Below are 16,819 nucleotides of genomic sequence, written 5' to 3'. Positions count from 1 at the left end.
TTAGTTCGCCCACGCCAGCGGCGCGTCGTTCAAGCCCCAGTACAGGCTTTTCTGCTGCATGTATTCGCGGATGCCGAGACGGCCTTTCTCGCGTCCCATGCCGCTCTCTTTCCAGCCGCTGAACGGCGTCGAGATCGAGAACAGCTTGTAAGTGTTGATCCAGATCGTGCCCGCTTCGAGCGCGCGGGCGATCCGGTAGGCGCGCTTGTAGTCGCGAGTCCAGATGCCGGCGGCGAGACCGAACACGCTGTCGTTCGCGTCTTCGAGCAGTGACGCTTCGTCGTCGAACGGCATCGCGACCAGCACCGGGCCGAAGATTTCTTCCTGGCAGATGCGCGCGTCGTTGGTCAGGCCTTCGAGAATCGTCGGTTGAAAATAGGTGCCTTGTTCGCGGCCGTCGCCGACTGGACGCTCGCCGCCGCAAACCAGTTTGCCGCCCTCTTCCAGTCCCAAAGCCACATAACGTTCGACAGTCTCGCGATGCGCGGCCGTAATCAACGGCCCCATCTGCGTTTCCGCATGCGACGGATCGCCGACGCGCAGCTTGCGCGCGCCCTCCGCGAGACGCTCGATAAACGTGTCGTAGATCGAGCGCTGCACGAACAGCCGCGAGCCCGCGATACACGCTTCACCCGACGAACTGAAGATGCCGTACAGCACGCCGTTTACCGCATGATCGAGATCGGCGTCGTCGAACACGATGGTCGGCGACTTGCCGCCGAGTTCGAGCGACACCGGCATCAGCTTGTCCGCAGCGATACGCGCGATCCCTCGGCCCACTTCGGTGCCGCCGGTAAACGACACCTTCTTCACGAGCGGATGACGCACCAGCACGTCGCCGATCACGGAGCCTTTGCCAGGCAAGACACTTAGCACGCCCTTCGGCACCCCCGCCTCTTCGCAGATGCGCGCCAAGGCCAGCGAGACCAACGGCGTCACTTCAGCAGGCTTCAGCACAACCGCATTGCCGCCCGCGAGCGCCGGTGCGAGTTTCTGCGCGTCGGATGCGATCGGAGAATTCCACGGCGTGATCGCCGCGATCACGCCGATCGGTTCATGGATGCTCATCGTCAGGTAGTCGCCGCGCGAGGGCGTGACTTCTTCGTCGAGCGTTTCGAGGCACGCGGCGAAGTAGCGAAACGTATTCGCCGCGCTCGCGACCAGCACGCGCGTTTCGCCGATCGGCTTGCCGTTGTCGCGGCGCTGCAATTGCGCAAGCGCTTCGTGACGCGTGCTGATCAGATCGGCGATGCGATACAGGATCAACGCGCGCTGATGCGGCTTCAAACCCGACCAATCCGCTTTGCGCCATGCAATGTCCGCGGCTTCTACTGCGTCGCGTGCGTCGTCGGCATTGGCGGTGGAGATTTCCATATTGACCGACTGATCCGCCGGATACAGGCTTGTGTACGGGTTGCCGCGCCCTTGCCGCCATTCGCCGCCGATAAAAATATCGCCGGTGGGCACGAGGCTGGTATCGAAGTGAGTCATGTCGGTCGTTCCGGTTGCTTCAACTAATGGCTTGACGGGCGCGCTAGATCACGCAGCGTGCCGCGCGATTGCGCAGCGCACGCATTGCGCTGTACGCGGTCAGTGCGGAGGTCTTCGGGTTGTCCGGCAACGGCTTGCCGCACATTTCCAGCGACATCTCGCCGAACGCGCCGCGCGCGACGATGCGATGCACGTTGCGCGTCACATTCGGATCGGCGATCAGACGCACAGTGGTGTGGTCCAGACCGAGGCCGGCCAGCGCGATCGTCGCGGCAACATTGGCGTTCTTCGGATACAGACGCGCCGCCTCGCGCGCGCTGCCTTCGAAAATCACTTTCTCTTCGGAGAGCGTGTGCAGATCGCAGACCTGTTCGGCCGGCGTGCCGAGCCAGCCGGTCGGCGGCTTGCGGCCCGTGTACAGCACCTCGTCGAGACCGCCGAGCTTCGCTGCGGACAATGCATCCACGCCGCCGATCGCGCCGGACAGCAGCGTCAACGTCGCGTCGCCTTCATCGGCGGCGGCAGACAACGCGTCGAGCAGCATCATGTCGGACAGCGCACCGATCGACGCCACTGCGCAATCGGTGCCCGCCTTCAGCAACGGCACCACGTGATCGACCAGTGCGCTATGTCCCGCGCACTCCAGCGCGAAATGCGGCCGGCTGCTCAACGCGGACACCGACGCCACCACATCGACCGACGCGCCCACCACTTCACGCACCGAGGCCATATGGCGCTCCGGCACGATGACGTGCGACACGCGCACGGTCGGATCGGCGGCGACCGAGCGATACACCGCCTGGCCGATCGCGCCGAAGCCGATCATCGCGACATCGATGGGCGCGTGATGCCCCGCGTAGCCGGCCTCACGCATGTTCCGGCTCCTGTTCCTTGACCGGCGGCCCCGCGAACGCGGTGGCGAACGAGCCGACTGACAGCATGTCCACTTCCACCAGCACCGGACCGGTCTTCGCCATCCCTTCGCGGATGATGTCTTCGGCCTGGTCGAGCGACTTGATCCGATAGTGCGTGAGCTTCAGGCTCTCGCAGAACTGCGCGAAATCCGGCTGGTGCAGATCCACGTAGCAGCGTCGGCCGCCGTATTGCGCGTCCTGAATATTGCGGATCACGCCGTAGCATTGGTCGTTCATCAGCACGATCATCACGTTCGCGTTTTCCTGCACGGCCGTCGCGAGTTCGCCGACGTTGACCATCAGGCCGCCGTCGCCAACCAGACACACGGTTTTCGCGGCGCAGCCTGCGAGCGCCGCGCCGATCCCCATCTGCATGCCCTGGCCGATCCCGCCGCCGAGCGCATGCACGCCCGCGCGCGGCGCGAAGATCTTCAGCATGCGATTGCCCCACGTGCTGTTCGAGATCGTGACGTCGCGTACCCAGTTGTAGTCGCGGCCCACGGCTTGTTGCAGCGCGTCGACGAGCCGCTTGTACGGGCCGAGCCCCTTGCCGACGTCGGCGAGCGCGCTCTCGCGCGCGGCGGCGAGATCTTGCGCGAACGTCGGATCGACCTTCAGACGGCCTTCGAGCAGCGTCGCGAGTTCTTCGAGCACCGCGGACGCGTCGCCGTGAACGAAGATCTCGTTGCGATAGCCGCGGTTGTCGGCGAGCGCGTCGGCGTCGATGCGATATAGCGGCTGCGGCAGCGCGAGCTTGTACTTGAGCGTCTCATTGCCACGCAGACGCGAACCGACCACCAGCAACGCGTCGCACGTCTTGTAGAAACCTTCGACCGCCGCATGCACGTTGAACGCGCCGAGCGTCGCCGGATGATCTTCGGGCAGCACGCCCCGACCCTGCACGCTGGTCACGACGCCGAAGCCCAGCGCGACCAGACGCTCCACCGCCTTCGTTGCGTGACGCGTGCCGCCGCCGAGCCACAACAGCGGGCGCTTCGCGTTCGCGAGTTGCTCGGCCAGTTGCGCGACGCGCTGGCTGCTATGCGTGAGCGTGGTGACATGCGGCGCGGCGAGATCGGTCGGCCATTCCACTTCGGCAGCCTGAATGTCGATCGGAATTTCGACGCTGACCGGACCGCTCGGCGCGGTTTGCGCGACGCGCACCGCTTCGCGGATCGTCGGCAATGCGGTTTCGACCGAACGCACGCGGAACGCGGCCTTCGAGATCGAATGCAGCATCGACAGTTGATCCGGCGCTTCGTGGATATACGCGAGGTCCTGGTCCAGGTATTCGGTTTCGATCTGACCGGTGATGTGCAGCAGCGCAGTGCCTGCCGTCAGCGCTTCGACCATCGCGCCCGCTGCATTGCCCGCAGCCGTGCCAGTGCTGGTGAACGCGACGCCGAGGCCGCCCGACACGCGCGCAAGACCATCGGCCATGTTCACCGCGCCGGCTTCGCCGCGCGCGCCGACGTAGCGGATCTTGCCGCGGTTATGGATCGCGTCGAGGATCGGCATGTTGTGGATCGAAATCACGCCGAACGCGGTTTGAACGCCGCATTGCTCGAGAAAAGCGGCGATCAGTTCGCCAACGGTGGTTTTATTAGACATGTCGTGCAACGCCTCCAGAAACATCGATGTGACTGCCCGTCGTATAGGACGACAGCGTGGTAGCCAGATAAAAGAGCGCTTGAGCGGCTTCTTCGGGTTTGCCGAAGCGGCCCAGCGGAATGTTTTTCTTGCTCGCCAGTTCGGCGGTCCAGTCTTCCCAGCTTTGGCCGGGCCGCGCTTCTTTCACGTAACGGCGGCGCCACTGCCCCGACTCGACGATGCCGAGCAGAATCGAATTCACCCGAATGCGCTGCGGCGCCAATTCCACTGCGAGCGACTTGAGCAGGTTCTGCACACCGGCGCGTGCCGACGACGTGGCCAGCATGTGCGGTTCGGGTTGCAGCGCGAGCAGCGAATTCACGCATACCACCGAGGTGGTTTTGTCCGCGCCCGCGGCTTCTCGCAGCATCGGCAGAAATGCGCGGGTCGGGCGGATCACGCTGAAGTACTTCAGTTCGAGCTCTTCGCGCCACGCTTCGTCGGTGGTGTCGGCGAAGGTCGACACGCGGCCCTGGCCGGCGTTGTTCACCAGCATGTCGGTGCGGCCGAAGCGCGCTTGCACCGCTTGCGCGAATGCTGTTACGTCTTCTGCGTCGAGCACGTCGCAGCGGCGCGCGAGCAGTTGCGCATTTGGAACCTGCGCGGTCAGCGCGGCTTCCGCTTGCGCGAGACGTTCGGTGTCGCGGCCACAGATAGCGACTGATGCGCCGGCCCGCAGAAACAGTTCGGCGCTCGCGAGGCCGATGCCGGACGAACCGCCCGTCACCACCGCGACCTGTCCTGTCAAATCGATCTGGATCATTTGAGTCCCAATGCCTTCATGTATTTGTTGCCCGCATTCGGGCCGCTGTTCGGCCGATAGTTGAGCCGCTGCGAGAGTTCGTCGGCGGCACGGCGAACTTTTTCGACGAGTCCGCTATCGAGCAGCGACGCGTCGATCTCGTGGCGCGGAATCGTCGTCGTGATCACGGCGACGATGCGCCCCGTGTCGTTGCGCACCGGCGCGCTGACCACCGAAATACCGCGTTCGAACGACGATTCGCTGATCGCGAAACCGCGCTTCGCGTCGTCGCGAATGCGTTCGTACAGATCGTCGAGCGTGGCGGGCGTCTGTTTCGTGAAGCGTTCGAGTTCCGGTTCGGGATAGAGCTTCTTCAGGTCGTCGAGCGTCATGTCGCCCATCAGCACCTGGCCGTGCGTGGTGGCATAAGCAGGCAGACGCGTGCCGACATTGACCTTCACCGAACTGAAAATCGGCGCGTGGCTTTGCGCCTTCGCGACGAACACGACATCGCGTCCGTCGCGAATCACGATGTGGCTCGTGAGGCCGGTGTCGTCGCGCAACGCCTCGATGATCGGCAAGCCGAGGTCGGTCAGTTCCAGCGAGCTCAGATATTCGAAACCGAGACGCAGCACCGCGACGCCGAGGCGATAGTTGCGGTCTTTGTCGGCGCGCTCGAGAAAGCCGAGCGATTCGAGCGTTTGCAGCAGACGGAAAACCGTCGTGCGAGGAATCTTCAGGCGCTTCGATAATTCCGGTGCGCCGAGAACCGGCTCGCGCGGCGAGAACTCCGTGAGGATCTTCAGACCGCGTTCGAGACCCGGCACGCGGTACGCGGTGTCGGTGTCCGCGTTGAGGTCTTGACGGTCTTCGTCCGCGTCGCGCTCGGCGTTGATCGTGTCGGGCGTCATTTCATTGGCTCCGTTGTCCGTCGCTCGTGCGACAGAACGTGTCGATGATCGCGGTGTACGCGGCGGGGGCTTCGATATAGCCCGCATGTCCCGCGCGCGGCACGACCTGCAGAGGGGTGCGCGCGGCCTGTGCGAGCCGCTCGCAGGCTTCGGGTGTCGTGATGGTGTCGTCGGCGCCGACTGCAACGGCAACGCGACCGCTGTAGCGTGCGAGGTCGCTCGCGAGATCGGCGTTGGCGAGCAGATGCGTCGCCTGCGCGTAGCCGTGCGGAATCACGCGCGACATGTTCCAGCGCACCCACGCGCGGGCTTCGTCGCTCGCATGCGCGGACAGCATATTGGTGCTGCGTTTTTCAGCGAGACCTTGCGGGCCGAGTTCGTTGAGCATCGCGAGGCGCTGATCGCGCTTCGTGCTGCGCACTTGCGCGGATGCCGCGCCGTAGCCACCCGCCGGTGACAACAGCAGCAATCCGGCCACGCGCTGCGGATGCGCAACGGCAAACGCGCCCGCGACGATCGCGCCGAGCGAATGCCCGACCAGCACGCAGCGTTCGACGCCGAGTCCGTCGAGCCATTCTTTCAGGACCGTGGCGTAATCGCTCGCGGTGGGCGATGCGGCGTCGACCGGCGTGGATGCGCCATAACCCGGCGCATCCCAGGCCAACACGCGGCGCGTGTCGCCGAGCCCTGCGAACTGCTGCACCCACGAAGCCGCGCCCGAGCCGATACCGTGCAGCAACACCAGCGGCAGCGCGTTGCTGTCGGCGCCGTCGGCTTCGCGATAAGTCACCGCGCGTTGCGAGGAAGCCAGCCAGATCTGATGCACGGGAAAGCGCGCGGCGCGCGTTTCGAGCGTGGCGTTCGGATCGACGGTGACGGGCGGGACTGCGGACATGGCTTCCTTCGTGGGCTGTTCGTCAAGCTGCGCGGCTAATTCAGTGCGCTAAAGATTCAGCGCTTGAGATTCGCCAGCGGCGAATCCGGCGGATACGTCGGCGTAATCGGCTTCGGCGAACCGAGCATCACGCACATCAGCGCGTCTTCTTCGCCGACGTTCACTTCCGTGCGATACACGCCTGGCGGCACCGAAATCAGATCGCGTTCGCCGAGCACCGCTTCCCACGTCTCGCCGTCTTTCTCGCAGATCACTTTCATCTTGCCGCGCAGCACGAAGAAAATTTCTTCGACATCCCTATGAATATGGCTCGGGCCGATGTTGCCGGCCGGAATCACCATCGTTGAAAACGTGAAGCCGCCGGCGGGCACCGTGTTCACATCCTTCGCGACACCCGTGCCGCCCGTGCCGACATAGCGCATTTGCGCGCGGCGATATTTCGGGTCGTAGTCGGCCTGGAACTTCAGCGCGTCCCAGTCGTAACGACGCGTTTCCAGACGCGCAACGCGGCTGTCCAACCATTGTCCAAAGCTCGCGTCCGCGGGCTGGTCCCACGATTTGCGTTCGATATCGGCGTCCGCCATCTCTTTCTCCTTACGATTCGACAAGATCAATTCATCACGAAGCCGCCGTTGACCGGCAGCAACTGCCCGGTCACGAAACGCGCGGCATCGGACAACAGGAACAGCACCGGCCCGGTGACGTCGTCGGGCACTTGTGCGCGCGTCAGCGCGCGGCCTTGCAGGTAATACTGGTGACGCTCGGCAGGCACGTAAGCGGTGGCCTCGACTTCAGTGAGACCGGGCGCGATCGCGTTGACCGTCACCTGATGTGCACCGAATTCGCGCGCCAGCGAGCGGGTCATCGAGATCACGGCGCCCTTGCTCGCGACATACGCGAGCAGCTTCGGCGCGCCCCACATCGCCGTATCCGAAGCGATATTGACGATGCTGCCGCGGCCCGACTCGCGCAGATACGGCAGCGCGGCGATGCTCATCAACCATGTGCCGCGCACGTTGACGTTCATCACGGCGTCCCACGTGTCGACCGACAACTCGTCGGCAAACTTGCCGCCGGAATGGGTGATCGCCGCGTTGTTGATCAGCGCGTCGAGGCCGCCGAGTCGCGTTGCGGCTTGTTCGGTGAATTGCCCGATGCTCGCGGGATCGGCGAGATCGAGCGGCAAATACGTGACCGCGTGACCTTGCCCGGCTAACGACGCGGCGACAGCCTGACCTTCGTCGTGCAACACGTCGCCGAACACCACCTGCGCGCCGGCTTCCACCAGCGAGCGAACAAACGCCGCGCCGAGACCGCGCGCGCCGCCGGTCACGAGAACGCGCCGGCCTGCGAGGGCTTCGTTACGCATGACGATGGCCTGCTTCTGCCGCGTGCGCGTGTTCGGACCCGGCTTGAGCTGTCTCCGCGCGATGAGCGTCCAGCGCGGCGAAATCCTGTTGCGCACGCTGACGCAACATGCGCCGCACACGCGTCATGCCGACGTCGTGCTGATAGAGGAATTCGTGATCGCGCGCATTCGGCGCCATGCTTTCGAGCACGTAGCGGTCTTGTTCGAGCACCGCCCAGTGCAGACCTTCGAGGCGGTTGCGATACAGGAAGCGCCACGCGTCGCGCTGCCAGCCTTGCACCTTGCGCGTGCGCCAGAAGTACACCTGACAGTGGTCTTCATCGACGGGCACGGCGAAACCGATGATCCCGAAGTTGCCGCCGGGGCCGAACTTTTTCTTGTACGGAATCGCGAGACGCATCCACAGGCAGCCGGTTTCGCCGAGCTCCACCCAGTCGAAGTTGACGTCGCGCTGGCCGACTTTTTCGAACATCAAACCGGTTTCGGTTTTGCGCACGCGCATGTCGGCCTGTTTGTCGCCTTCGGCCATCGAATGCGATGTCGCGTGCAGATACGCGCCGTGCATCGGGTCCATCACGTTGTCGATCGCGTACTGGTAATTGCACTTCCAGTTCGACATGCACAGGAAGCTCGCGTATTCCTCGCCGACCAGTTCTTCCGGCAGCACGAGCGGCGCGGGTTCCTTGTGCGCGTCGTCGCCGAACCACAGGAAGATCGCGCCGGCGTGTTCTTCGACCGGATACGACTTCACGCACTTCTGCCCTTCCAGCGGACAGTTCGACACGGCCGGCACCTTGGTGACCATGCCGCCGCCGTCGATTTCAATGCCGTGATACCAGCACGCGACACTGCCGCCGAGATTCCAGCCGAGCGACAGACGCGCGCCACGGTGCGGACAGCGATCTTCGAGCGCGCGGACTTTGCCTTCCTTGTCGCGCCACAGCACGATCTGGTCGCCGAGACGCGTGAGGCCGACCGGCGCGTCGCCGACCTGCCAGCTCGGCGCGACGGGATACCAGTAATTGCGCAAGCCCTTGTCCAGATAAGACTGGATCGGATCGGCCGCGCCTTGATGTGTATTGGGGGACGTCATGAAGAGACTCCAGAGACGAAAGCGATGAGGCGTGTTCGAGAAAGCGCGCTTATTCGGCGAGCAGGCGGAATTCGGCGGCAAGACGCCCGGCGTCCCACGGATTGCCTTCCGGGGTGCGGAAACCGACGCGGTTCAAGCCCTCGGCGACTTCCGGCAGTTCCGTCGCGCCGGCTTCGAACACTTTTTCGAGCGCATCGCCGAAGTCGTTTTCGTATTGGGTCGGCTCGGCCTTGCGCGTTTGCCAGATGAAATTGCCGGTCTCGCCCGGCTTTTCGATCACGCCCTTGCCCGCGACATTGTTCGGCTGCGGCGCAAGCCACGGCTTCAGGAAGGGATTGAAATTCACGGTCTGTTCTCGCATGTCATTCCACCTTGATCTGGATTTCTTCGCCGGCGAGACGCACCGAGTACATCTTCAGGTCGCGGCCACCGGGCTCTTTCAGGCATTTGCCGGTCGGGATATGGAACACGGCTTCGTGCAGCGGACATTCGACGGTGTCGCCGTCGATAAAACCCTGCGTCAGCAGCGCGTATGCATGAGGGCAGACGTTTTCGAGCGCGTATAGCTCGTCGCCCACCTTGTAGATGCCGATTTCGGTGCCGTCGAGCTTGAACTCGATCGGCGCATCGTCGGACAGGTCGCCGGCATGGCCGGCGCAGCGCCATTGTTCAGTCATTTCTCGCCTTCTCCTGAAGCTCTATGTTCCATATAAGGAACATCAGTTCGTGTATGGATAATTATAGGAGCGGCTTTGTTGAGAAAAAATAAAAATCAGGTGCGCTAGGGGAAAACACCGAGTGTGGTGGGTGAAACACAGTTTTGCGTGAAGCGTCAGGAATCGCTGCAACCCCCGTTGAGCCTTACTGCGCATGGGTTTGTCTATTATTTTCAGACAAAATTTCAGGCCATCATCCGGGTTTGTACGGGGACCGAAAATTTATTTTGACCACTTCTGAACTCACTATACTTTTCCATAGGCGATACACACGCCCATAGGTGGAACATAAAGCGTAGCAGTTTTGGCGCATAAACCCAAAGCTGCATTCAACCCCAAAAGTACGGATCAGGGATGACGGAAACGCGAAGACGGTCCGTCATGCGATTAGGAGAACCAACGGTGAAGCACATCATTGCAGCCGGTTTGACGGCAATCTGCGCAACGACTGGCGCGTGGGCGCAGAGCAGTGTGACGCTATACGGCAGCCTGGATGCCGGTGTCGCGTATATCAGCAATGCGGGTGGCCATTCGAAGTGGATCGAAGAGCAGGGCAACATGCAGCCGGACCGCTGGGGCCTGAAAGGCGTCGAGGATCTCGGCGGCGGACTGAAGACTGTATTTCAGCTAGAAAACGGCTTCGCCACCAACACGGGTGCGTTCTCCAAAGCCGGCACGCTGTTCAATCGCCAGGCGTTCGTCGGTTTGAGTTCGGACCAGATCGGCACGGTAACGCTGGGTCATCAGACGCCGTTCAGCTTCGACGTGCTGGGTCCGTTGAGCACCGCCTATCTCGCCGCGAGCTGGTATGCGTTCCACCCGGGCAACATCGACGAACTCGCCGATACGGGCGTCGTACCGTTCGACAACTCGGTGAAGTTCCGTTCGGCGAGTTTCAACGGCTTCTCGGTCGGCGCGATGATGGGTCTTGGCAACACCACGAACTTCTCGACCGGCAAGACCCTGAGCTTTGCGCTTAGCTATGCGAACGGTCCGTTCAAAGCGGGCGCGACGTATGCGAACGAGCACGACCGCTCGCCGTCGATCGTGACGACGGGCATCGCCAACTTCCAGGGCGTGGCAGCAGCGAACTACGCGGCAAGCAAGGTGGAGAACATGGGCGCTGGCGCGTCGTACCAGTTCGGCAAGCTGCTGGTGCATGGCCTGTACACCCGCGTGAAACTCGAAACAACCGGCCATTCGGATACATATCAAAGCTATGACGCCGGCGCGAACTATCAGTTGACGCCGTTCACCACCATCGCGGGCGGCGCCGCTACCACGACGCTGGCCGGTCATCGCTGGACGCAGTTCGAAATCGGCGATATCTACGCGCTATCCAAATCGACGCAGTTGTACGTGAATGCGCTGTATGAGCGCGCGGGATCGAATACGGATGCTGCGTTCTTTACGGCCGGCGTGTCGAGCGGCCGCAATCAGACGATTTTCCTGACCGGGATTCACCACTCGTTCTGAAATCGACGTAACCAGGCAAAACGGCCCGGCTGCTTACGCACCGGGCCGTTTTTTATCTGGACTTGAGCGGAACTGGATCAGTTCGCCGCTACCGGCCTGCGACGCGCTTGCGCCACTGTCGGATCATCCGGCCGCGGACGATAGCTGAGCCGTTCGGACAATTCGAGCGCCGCCTGGCACACCGCAATGATCAGCGGATCGCGCTCGTCCGCTTCGCCGATATCGGAGCGCGGAATCGTGACCGTCAGTGCCGCCGCGATCTTGCCGCTCTGATCGCGCACCGGCGCGCTGACCACCGAAATGCCCCGCTCGAACGAGGCCTCGCTCAGCGCATAACCGAGCGCCGCGCTTTCGCGTACGCGTCCGTATAGTTCTTCGACGGTAGCCGGCGTGCGCTCGGTGAACTGTTCAAGCTTCGCTTCCGGATACAGCCGGCGCAGGTCGTCGAAACTCAGATCGCCCATCAGCACCTGGCCGTGCACCGTCGCATGGGCGGGCAGGCGTGTGCCGACATGCACCTTCACCGAACTGAACATCGGCGCGTGCGTTTGCGCTTTGGCGACGAACACCACGTCGCGCTGATCGCGAATCAATAGATGTGTGCTGAGACCGGTGGCGTCACGCAGGCGTTCGAGAATCGGCGTGCCGACATCCGTCAGTTCCAGCGAACTCAGGTACTCGAAACCGAGCCGCAGCACCGCGACGCTCAAGCGGAAATAACGGTCGCCGTTCACGCGCTCCAGAAAGCCCAGAGCCTCGAGCGTTTGCAATAGACGGAAAGTGGTAGTGCGCGGAATGCCAATCCGCTTCGACAACTCCGGCGCGCCGAGAATCGGTTCGCGCGCGCTGAATTCGGAGAGGATGCGCAGTCCGCGCTCCAATCCCGGCACGAGATAGGTCGATCCGCCGCCGCTTTCTTCGTCGGTGGAATCGGACGGGTCGGCGCTTTCCGCGTGGGACAACGCCGCATCGTGTCGAGGAATCGGGGTTGCCGCGCCGCGTGGCCTCGCTGGCTTGCGTCCCGCCCCTGTGTGCTCTTCTTTTGCCATCTTGGCTGCCGTTCCTGCTGTTCATCGGGTACAGGCCAGCATGATAGCGCGAAGCACACAGCGGTCATTTATCCGACGCCTGCTCGCAGGCCTGCTGATTCACACGGCGACGTGCATGAATTTTCACGCCGGTCACGACACCGTCACGTCAACTCACGTTAAATTTCGCTATTCACATCCAGCGCGAGAACGCCAATGAACGACAACGACGCCGTCCTGCCGCCGAACCCCAACGACGCTCCCGAAGATCCCGACCGCCGTCGCGTCCTGACCGGCCTTGCGGCGGTCGGTCTCGGACTCGCGCTGACGGGCTGCAAAACCGAACCCGGCATGTCGAGCGACGGCACGCCGCGCAGCGCGGCCGACTTGCGGCTCGACGCGGCGCTGCGCGACCAGGTCAAGCATGTGGTGGTGATCTACGCCGAGAACCGCAGCTTCGCCAACCTGTACGGCAATTTCCCCGGCGTCCAGCACCCACTCGATGCGGTCAGCGCCGAGCGCTACCTGCAACTCGACCGCGACGGCAGAACGCCGCTGCCGAATCTGCCGGCGATCTGGGGAGGCCTCGTCCCGCAAGCGCAGGAAGTGGACGGCAAGCGCTACATGATCGGCGAAAAGGATTTGCGCAATCTGCACAACCGGCCGTTCCGTATCACCGACGCGCAAGGCGCGCCGCTGCCGAACGGCGTAATCACGCGCGACCTCGTGCATCGCTTCTATCAGAATCAGATGCAGATCAACGCCGGGCGCAATAACCAGTTCGCCGCGTGGGGCGACTCGGGCGGCCTGGTGATGGGGCACTACCGCAGTTCCGCGGACACGCTGCGTCTGTGGGGACTCGCGCAGCAATACACGCTATGCGACAACTTCTTCATGGCTGCTTTCGGCGGCTCGTGGCTGAATCACATCTTTCTGATTTCCGCGCAGGCGCCGTTTTATCCGGACATCCACAACAGTCCGGCGAAGAAGATGGTGTCGGTCGTCGAGGGGGACGATCCGACCGGCACGCGCCTGAAGGCAGCGCCGGACTCGCCGGCATCGGCACTCGAAGGTCCGCCGAAATTCGTCAACGACGGCGCATTCACCGCCGACGGCTACGCAGTCAACACGATGGCGCCGCCGTACCAGCCGAGCAACGTGCGTCCCGCGGAAGGCGGCAATCCGGCGTTCGCCGATGCGTCGAATCCGCGCGTGCTGCCGCCGCAAAACTACGCGACGATCGGCGACCGTCTGACGGACAGGGGCGTCGACTGGGCGTGGTACAGCGGCGCGTGGCAATACGCGCTGGAGCATCAGGACACGGGCGCCGTGCCGGCCTTCCAGTACCACCACCAGCCGTTCAATTACTTCGTCAACTACGCGCCCGGCACTGCGGCGCGGCGTCAACATTTGCGCGATGCCGGCCTCGGCGACGACGCGTCGACCAACCGTCTGATTGCCGATATCGATGCGGGGCGCCTGCCCGCCGTCACGTTCTACAAACCACAAGGCGATCTGAACATGCACGCCGGTTACGCAGACGTGGAATCCGGCGACCGTCACATTGCCAATCTGATCGAGCACATTCAGCGCGGGCCGCAGTGGGCGAACACGGTCGTGATCGTAACCGTCGACGAAAACGGCGGCTGGTGGGACCCGGTGTCGCCGCCGAAGGGCGACCGTTGGGGCCCTGGTTCGCGGATTCCCGCGCTGGTGATTTCACCGCTGGCGAAAAAGGGTTATGTCGATCACACGGTGTACGACACCAATTCCATCTTGCGATTTGTCAGCCGGGTGCACGGACTCGCGCCGCTTGACGGCGTGGTGGCGCGAGATCGCGCTTTTGCTGCAAACGGATTGGCGCCGCTAGGCGATCTGACCGGCACGCTGGATCTGGCCTGACGCTTTCGAAATTCGAACCGCAGCCTCGCTCATCGCGCGACAAGTTTTCGGTGCCGGATCGTCGGATGTTTTGCCTTGCATAACAGGCTTCACGACATAGACTGGTTAAGCACGACTTCGCAATTTGTACGGGGCTGCCATGCGTCTGACCATCCTCATCAACGGTTCCGATCCGACCGTCAATCACGATTACGCGGTGCTATGGCTCGACACCGAGCAGCGCCGCTGGTCGAGAGAAGCGCATCAGGGAATCGATCTGCCCCCGTGGGGCGAACTTCATGACGAAGACGGCGTGACCACGCTCTGCGCGCCGAGTACGGACGCACCGCTGTGCACGCTGCGCGGCTTGCACGTAGACCGCAAACAACGCGTCACTTCAGCGCAGGGCGCCGCTGCGTGGACAGCCGTGCCGACGCGTAAGCCGACGAGCGGATTCTGGCGTTTGCAGGCCGTCGACCGGCAAGCAGTAAAAGCCGAAAACAGTTTGTTTGGAAACTAGGGCTCTGCGCTGCTGCGCGCGCTTAAGCGAGTCTTAAGTTTGCGTACGTAGAGTCGGAACTCCACGCATTTAGGGGTCGCCGCAAGGCGGCCCATTTTTTTCTTCCTGGCACTAAGCGGCCCGATTTACACGCAGCACGTGCGCGTCGATTTTCGCTGCCAGGTTCTCTCCGTTTCGCGTCATCCGATTGAACCGCAACGCTATACTCTTGCGCCCTGCCCTCGATCGATTGACCGACTCATGAAGAAGTGGTTTGCCTGTCTGTTGTTCGCCGTTGCCGCACACGCGAGCGCGGCGCCTTCCTGTACCCAGTTCACACCCAACGCGCAATGGCCGGTTCTGAGCAATCAGAAAATGGCGCCGAAAACGCGCATGCTTTGTTATCGCGATTTCGCCGTGCTGCATTCGGGCATCACGCACGGGCCATTGTGGTCGGCAGAACATCTGACGCGCGATCACATCGAAGCCGCTAAAGACATGGTGCGCACCAACAAATTCTTCGAAGACGCACGTTTGCCCGACGGCGAAGGTGCAACGCTCGCGGACTATAAACGCAGCGGCTTCGATCGTGGTCATATGAGCCCGGCGGGCAATCGCTGGAATCAGGAAGCGATGGCACAATCGTTTTCGCTGGCCAATATCGTCCCGCAGAATCGCGAGAACAATCAACGCTTGTGGGCGCGCATCGAAACGTCGGTCCGCAAGATCTCGATGTCGTACGACGATACTTATGTGGTCACCGGTCCGATCTTCAGCGGCCAGCAGTTGCAGACCATCGGACCGACGCGCGTGTTCGTGCCGACGCAATTGTTCAAGGCGGTGTACGTACCGTCGAAACAACTGGCGTTCGCGGTGGTCGTGGATAACGTATCCACCAATCGCTACGACATCAGGACGATTCATGAACTCGAATCGGCGTCGGGCATCCGCTTTCCGGGTATTCCGGAAAGCCTCAAAGATCAGCGACCGGGAGGACTAAAAGGTGTTTAAACCCTATTCGAACGACGACGACGTGCTCAACATTCAGGGCGACGCACTCACGGTCAGCAACGGCACGACGCGCGTCGTGGTGGCCGGCTCACTCGAGTTGAGCCGCGACCAGCGCGGATTGAAGGCAGCACTCGCGCTGAAGGAAGCAGTGGATGCGATCGTCGCGACGTTGCAGACGCAACGGGATCTGCCCGCGAAGGTGAAGGACGAACCGGATGCGAAGCCCGGCGTCGTCGACAATCCGTTCAATTAGCTATACGGAAAGGCCGGCTTATGCGGACGGTGGGCGCTGTTCGCGTTGTTCGCGTTGTTCTGTTACACACGAATTAGCCGGCGGTGTCGGCTAGTCTCCCGATGCACAGCCATTAGGAACCCTGTTCAATCTGGCGACGGACATCGCGTGCGTCCTCACCACAGGCCGACATGTTTCAGCCGTTACGTTTTGTCACCAGAGCATCGTCAACTGCTGTCTTCCGGCCAACGTTAAACCGGCAGCGCTGAGCAATCTCAGCCGCGACACAAGATTCAACCGGTTTAACCAGGAGTCACACCATGAAGACGCTTTTCGCCGCTCTCGCTTCCGCCCTGCTCGTGTCGACCGCATTTGCACAAACGGCCGCCCCCGCGAATACCCAACCCGCAGGTCAGGCGAATCTGAAGGCCAGCACCGCTGCGCAATCCGGCAGCGCCGACGAAGCCGCCACCACCGCGAAGGCGCCGGCCAAAGCCGCGACGAAGGCCCACGTGAAGAAGACTTCCATCGCTCACACGGTGAAGACCCATAAAACCACGAAGAAGAACGCTGTCGAAGCAAGCGCAGGGAAGACCAGCAAGGAAAGCGCGAAAGAGGCCAGCAATGCCCCGGCAAAAGCCGACGGCGCCAAGACCGACACGACCAAAACGCAATAACACGTGTCAGGTTGCCGGCACGCGGCGGCCAGGCTTGTGAAATGAGCCGACGCTTTTAATCGAAGCCGAACCGTGCCGTTCAGGGAGGGCGAGTCTTACGACTCGCCTTTTTTTATGCTGCGAGCCATGTCCAGCCCGGCCGAACTGACCCACGTCCGCATTATTTTTTCGGCGAACACCCGAATTTTTGCACCGCGTTTACCCGCGCAGGTCTACTCTCGAAACTGTTCCTAC

General features: G+C 62.6%; 18 protein-coding genes. 6 read left to right on the top strand and 12 right to left on the bottom strand.

Annotation, left to right across the window (positions count from 1 at the left end; genetic code table 11):
* The 11 genes from PQQ51_RS28825 to PQQ51_RS28775 are packed head-to-tail and all read right to left on the bottom strand — an operon-like array spanning position 1 to position 9,742.
* A complete protein-coding gene (locus PQQ51_RS28825; RefSeq protein ID WP_408500599.1) occupies positions 1–1,491 on the bottom strand; it encodes an aldehyde dehydrogenase in 1,491 nt (496 codons plus the stop codon).
* A 43-nt stretch (positions 1,492–1,534) separates the two neighbouring features.
* The gene (locus tag PQQ51_RS28820; RefSeq protein ID WP_408500598.1) at positions 1,535–2,365 is read right to left on the bottom strand and encodes an aspartate dehydrogenase; all 831 of its coding nucleotides are present in this window, start codon (positions 2,363–2,365) and stop codon (positions 1,535–1,537) included.
* Positions 2,358–4,016, bottom strand: coding sequence for a thiamine pyrophosphate-binding protein (locus tag PQQ51_RS28815; protein WP_408500597.1), 1,659 nt, complete (start codon positions 4,014–4,016; stop codon positions 2,358–2,360). The genes PQQ51_RS28820 and PQQ51_RS28815 overlap by 8 nt, the downstream gene beginning before the upstream one ends.
* A complete protein-coding gene (locus PQQ51_RS28810; protein ID WP_408500596.1) occupies positions 4,009–4,818 on the bottom strand; it encodes an SDR family oxidoreductase in 810 nt (269 codons plus the stop codon). Before PQQ51_RS28810 ends, PQQ51_RS28815 begins: the two co-directional genes overlap by 8 nt.
* A complete protein-coding gene (locus PQQ51_RS28805; RefSeq protein WP_408500595.1) occupies positions 4,815–5,708 on the bottom strand; it encodes an IclR family transcriptional regulator in 894 nt (297 codons plus the stop codon). Before PQQ51_RS28805 ends, PQQ51_RS28810 begins: the two co-directional genes overlap by 4 nt.
* A gap of 1 nt (position 5,709) precedes the next feature.
* Positions 5,710–6,603 carry an alpha/beta fold hydrolase gene (locus PQQ51_RS28800; protein WP_408500594.1) on the bottom strand — a complete coding sequence of 298 codons (894 nt, stop codon included), beginning with the start codon at positions 6,601–6,603 and terminating at the stop codon, positions 5,710–5,712.
* A gap of 56 nt (positions 6,604–6,659) precedes the next feature.
* The gene (locus PQQ51_RS28795) at positions 6,660–7,187 is read right to left on the bottom strand and encodes a cupin domain-containing protein (RefSeq protein WP_408500593.1); all 528 of its coding nucleotides are present in this window, start codon (positions 7,185–7,187) and stop codon (positions 6,660–6,662) included.
* Between the two features lie 26 nt (positions 7,188–7,213).
* Positions 7,214–7,972 carry an SDR family oxidoreductase gene (locus PQQ51_RS28790; protein ID WP_408500592.1) on the bottom strand — a complete coding sequence of 253 codons (759 nt, stop codon included), beginning with the start codon at positions 7,970–7,972 and terminating at the stop codon, positions 7,214–7,216.
* Entirely contained in the window at positions 7,965–9,065 is a 1,101-nt protein-coding gene (locus PQQ51_RS28785) for an aromatic ring-hydroxylating dioxygenase subunit alpha (RefSeq protein ID WP_408500591.1), read from the bottom strand. Before PQQ51_RS28785 ends, PQQ51_RS28790 begins: the two co-directional genes overlap by 8 nt.
* 49 nt (positions 9,066–9,114) lie before the next feature.
* A complete protein-coding gene (locus PQQ51_RS28780) occupies positions 9,115–9,426 on the bottom strand; it encodes a recombinase-like helix-turn-helix domain-containing protein (RefSeq protein ID WP_408500590.1) in 312 nt (103 codons plus the stop codon).
* Position 9,427: 1 nt separating this feature from the next.
* Positions 9,428–9,742: a non-heme iron oxygenase ferredoxin subunit gene (locus PQQ51_RS28775; RefSeq protein ID WP_408500589.1), complete on the bottom strand. Its 315-nt coding sequence runs from the start codon at positions 9,740–9,742 to the stop codon at positions 9,428–9,430.
* Positions 9,743–10,162: 420 nt separating this feature from the next.
* Between PQQ51_RS28775 and PQQ51_RS28770 the strand changes: the two genes are divergently transcribed.
* On the top strand, positions 10,163–11,257 hold the full coding sequence (locus PQQ51_RS28770) for a porin (protein WP_408500588.1): 1,095 nt from the start codon (positions 10,163–10,165) through the stop codon (positions 11,255–11,257).
* A gap of 77 nt (positions 11,258–11,334) precedes the next feature.
* Here PQQ51_RS28770 and PQQ51_RS28765 read toward each other — a convergent pair whose 3' ends face one another.
* Positions 11,335–12,306 (bottom strand): IclR family transcriptional regulator, encoded by a 972-nt coding sequence (locus PQQ51_RS28765; RefSeq protein WP_408500587.1) that lies wholly within the window; start codon positions 12,304–12,306, stop codon positions 11,335–11,337.
* Between the two features lie 195 nt (positions 12,307–12,501).
* On the opposite strand from PQQ51_RS28765, the gene PQQ51_RS28760 reads away from it, so the two are divergent.
* The 5 genes from PQQ51_RS28760 to PQQ51_RS28740 all read left to right on the top strand — a co-directional run bounded on the left by PQQ51_RS28760 (position 12,502) and on the right by PQQ51_RS28740 (position 16,585).
* Positions 12,502–14,187: an acid phosphatase gene (locus PQQ51_RS28760; protein WP_408500586.1), complete on the top strand. Its 1,686-nt coding sequence runs from the start codon at positions 12,502–12,504 to the stop codon at positions 14,185–14,187.
* Positions 14,188–14,326: 139 nt separating this feature from the next.
* Entirely contained in the window at positions 14,327–14,686 is a 360-nt protein-coding gene (locus PQQ51_RS28755) for a DUF3564 domain-containing protein (RefSeq protein ID WP_408500585.1), read from the top strand.
* A gap of 240 nt (positions 14,687–14,926) precedes the next feature.
* Positions 14,927–15,676 (top strand): DNA/RNA non-specific endonuclease, encoded by a 750-nt coding sequence (locus PQQ51_RS28750; protein WP_408500584.1) that lies wholly within the window; start codon positions 14,927–14,929, stop codon positions 15,674–15,676.
* The gene (locus PQQ51_RS28745; protein WP_408500583.1) at positions 15,669–15,929 is read left to right on the top strand and encodes a hypothetical protein; all 261 of its coding nucleotides are present in this window, start codon (positions 15,669–15,671) and stop codon (positions 15,927–15,929) included. Before PQQ51_RS28750 ends, PQQ51_RS28745 begins: the two co-directional genes overlap by 8 nt.
* Positions 15,930–16,228: 299 nt before the next feature.
* Entirely contained in the window at positions 16,229–16,585 is a 357-nt protein-coding gene (locus tag PQQ51_RS28740; protein WP_408500582.1) for a hypothetical protein, read from the top strand.
* Positions 16,586–16,819 lie beyond the last annotated feature (234 nt).

The organism is Paraburkholderia xenovorans (assembly GCF_046030735.1).
GTDB lineage: Bacteria > Pseudomonadota > Gammaproteobacteria > Burkholderiales > Burkholderiaceae > Paraburkholderia > Paraburkholderia xenovorans_A.
The sequence above is the reverse complement of the archived record's forward strand: the minus strand, read 5'-3'. Positions and strand labels throughout refer to the sequence as shown.

Bases quoted from the DNA above. Each gene is read 5' to 3' on its own strand.
- PQQ51_RS28825 (WP_408500599.1), bottom strand. From the start codon at position 1,491: ATGACTCACTTCGATACCAGCCTCGTGCCCACCGGCGATATTTTTATC.
- PQQ51_RS28820 (WP_408500598.1), bottom strand. From the start codon at position 2,365: ATGCGTGAGGCCGGCTACGCGGGGCATCACGCGCCCATCGATGTCGCG.
- PQQ51_RS28815 (WP_408500597.1), bottom strand. From the start codon at position 4,016: ATGTCTAATAAAACCACCGTTGGCGAACTGATCGCCGCTTTTCTCGAG.
- PQQ51_RS28810 (WP_408500596.1), bottom strand. From the start codon at position 4,818: ATGATCCAGATCGATTTGACAGGACAGGTCGCGGTGGTGACGGGCGGT.
- PQQ51_RS28805 (WP_408500595.1), bottom strand. From the start codon at position 5,708: ATGACGCCCGACACGATCAACGCCGAGCGCGACGCGGACGAAGACCGT.
- PQQ51_RS28800 (WP_408500594.1), bottom strand. From the start codon at position 6,603: ATGTCCGCAGTCCCGCCCGTCACCGTCGATCCGAACGCCACGCTCGAA.
- PQQ51_RS28795 (WP_408500593.1), bottom strand. From the start codon at position 7,187: ATGGCGGACGCCGATATCGAACGCAAATCGTGGGACCAGCCCGCGGAC.
- PQQ51_RS28790 (WP_408500592.1), bottom strand. From the start codon at position 7,972: ATGCGTAACGAAGCCCTCGCAGGCCGGCGCGTTCTCGTGACCGGCGGC.
- PQQ51_RS28785 (WP_408500591.1), bottom strand. From the start codon at position 9,065: ATGACGTCCCCCAATACACATCAAGGCGCGGCCGATCCGATCCAGTCT.
- PQQ51_RS28780 (WP_408500590.1), bottom strand. From the start codon at position 9,426: ATGCGAGAACAGACCGTGAATTTCAATCCCTTCCTGAAGCCGTGGCTT.
- PQQ51_RS28775 (WP_408500589.1), bottom strand. From the start codon at position 9,742: ATGACTGAACAATGGCGCTGCGCCGGCCATGCCGGCGACCTGTCCGAC.
- PQQ51_RS28770 (WP_408500588.1), top strand. From the start codon at position 10,163: ATGCGATTAGGAGAACCAACGGTGAAGCACATCATTGCAGCCGGTTTG.
- PQQ51_RS28765 (WP_408500587.1), bottom strand. From the start codon at position 12,306: ATGGCAAAAGAAGAGCACACAGGGGCGGGACGCAAGCCAGCGAGGCCA.
- PQQ51_RS28760 (WP_408500586.1), top strand. From the start codon at position 12,502: ATGAACGACAACGACGCCGTCCTGCCGCCGAACCCCAACGACGCTCCC.
- PQQ51_RS28755 (WP_408500585.1), top strand. From the start codon at position 14,327: ATGCGTCTGACCATCCTCATCAACGGTTCCGATCCGACCGTCAATCAC.
- PQQ51_RS28750 (WP_408500584.1), top strand. From the start codon at position 14,927: ATGAAGAAGTGGTTTGCCTGTCTGTTGTTCGCCGTTGCCGCACACGCG.
- PQQ51_RS28740 (WP_408500582.1), top strand. From the start codon at position 16,229: ATGAAGACGCTTTTCGCCGCTCTCGCTTCCGCCCTGCTCGTGTCGACC.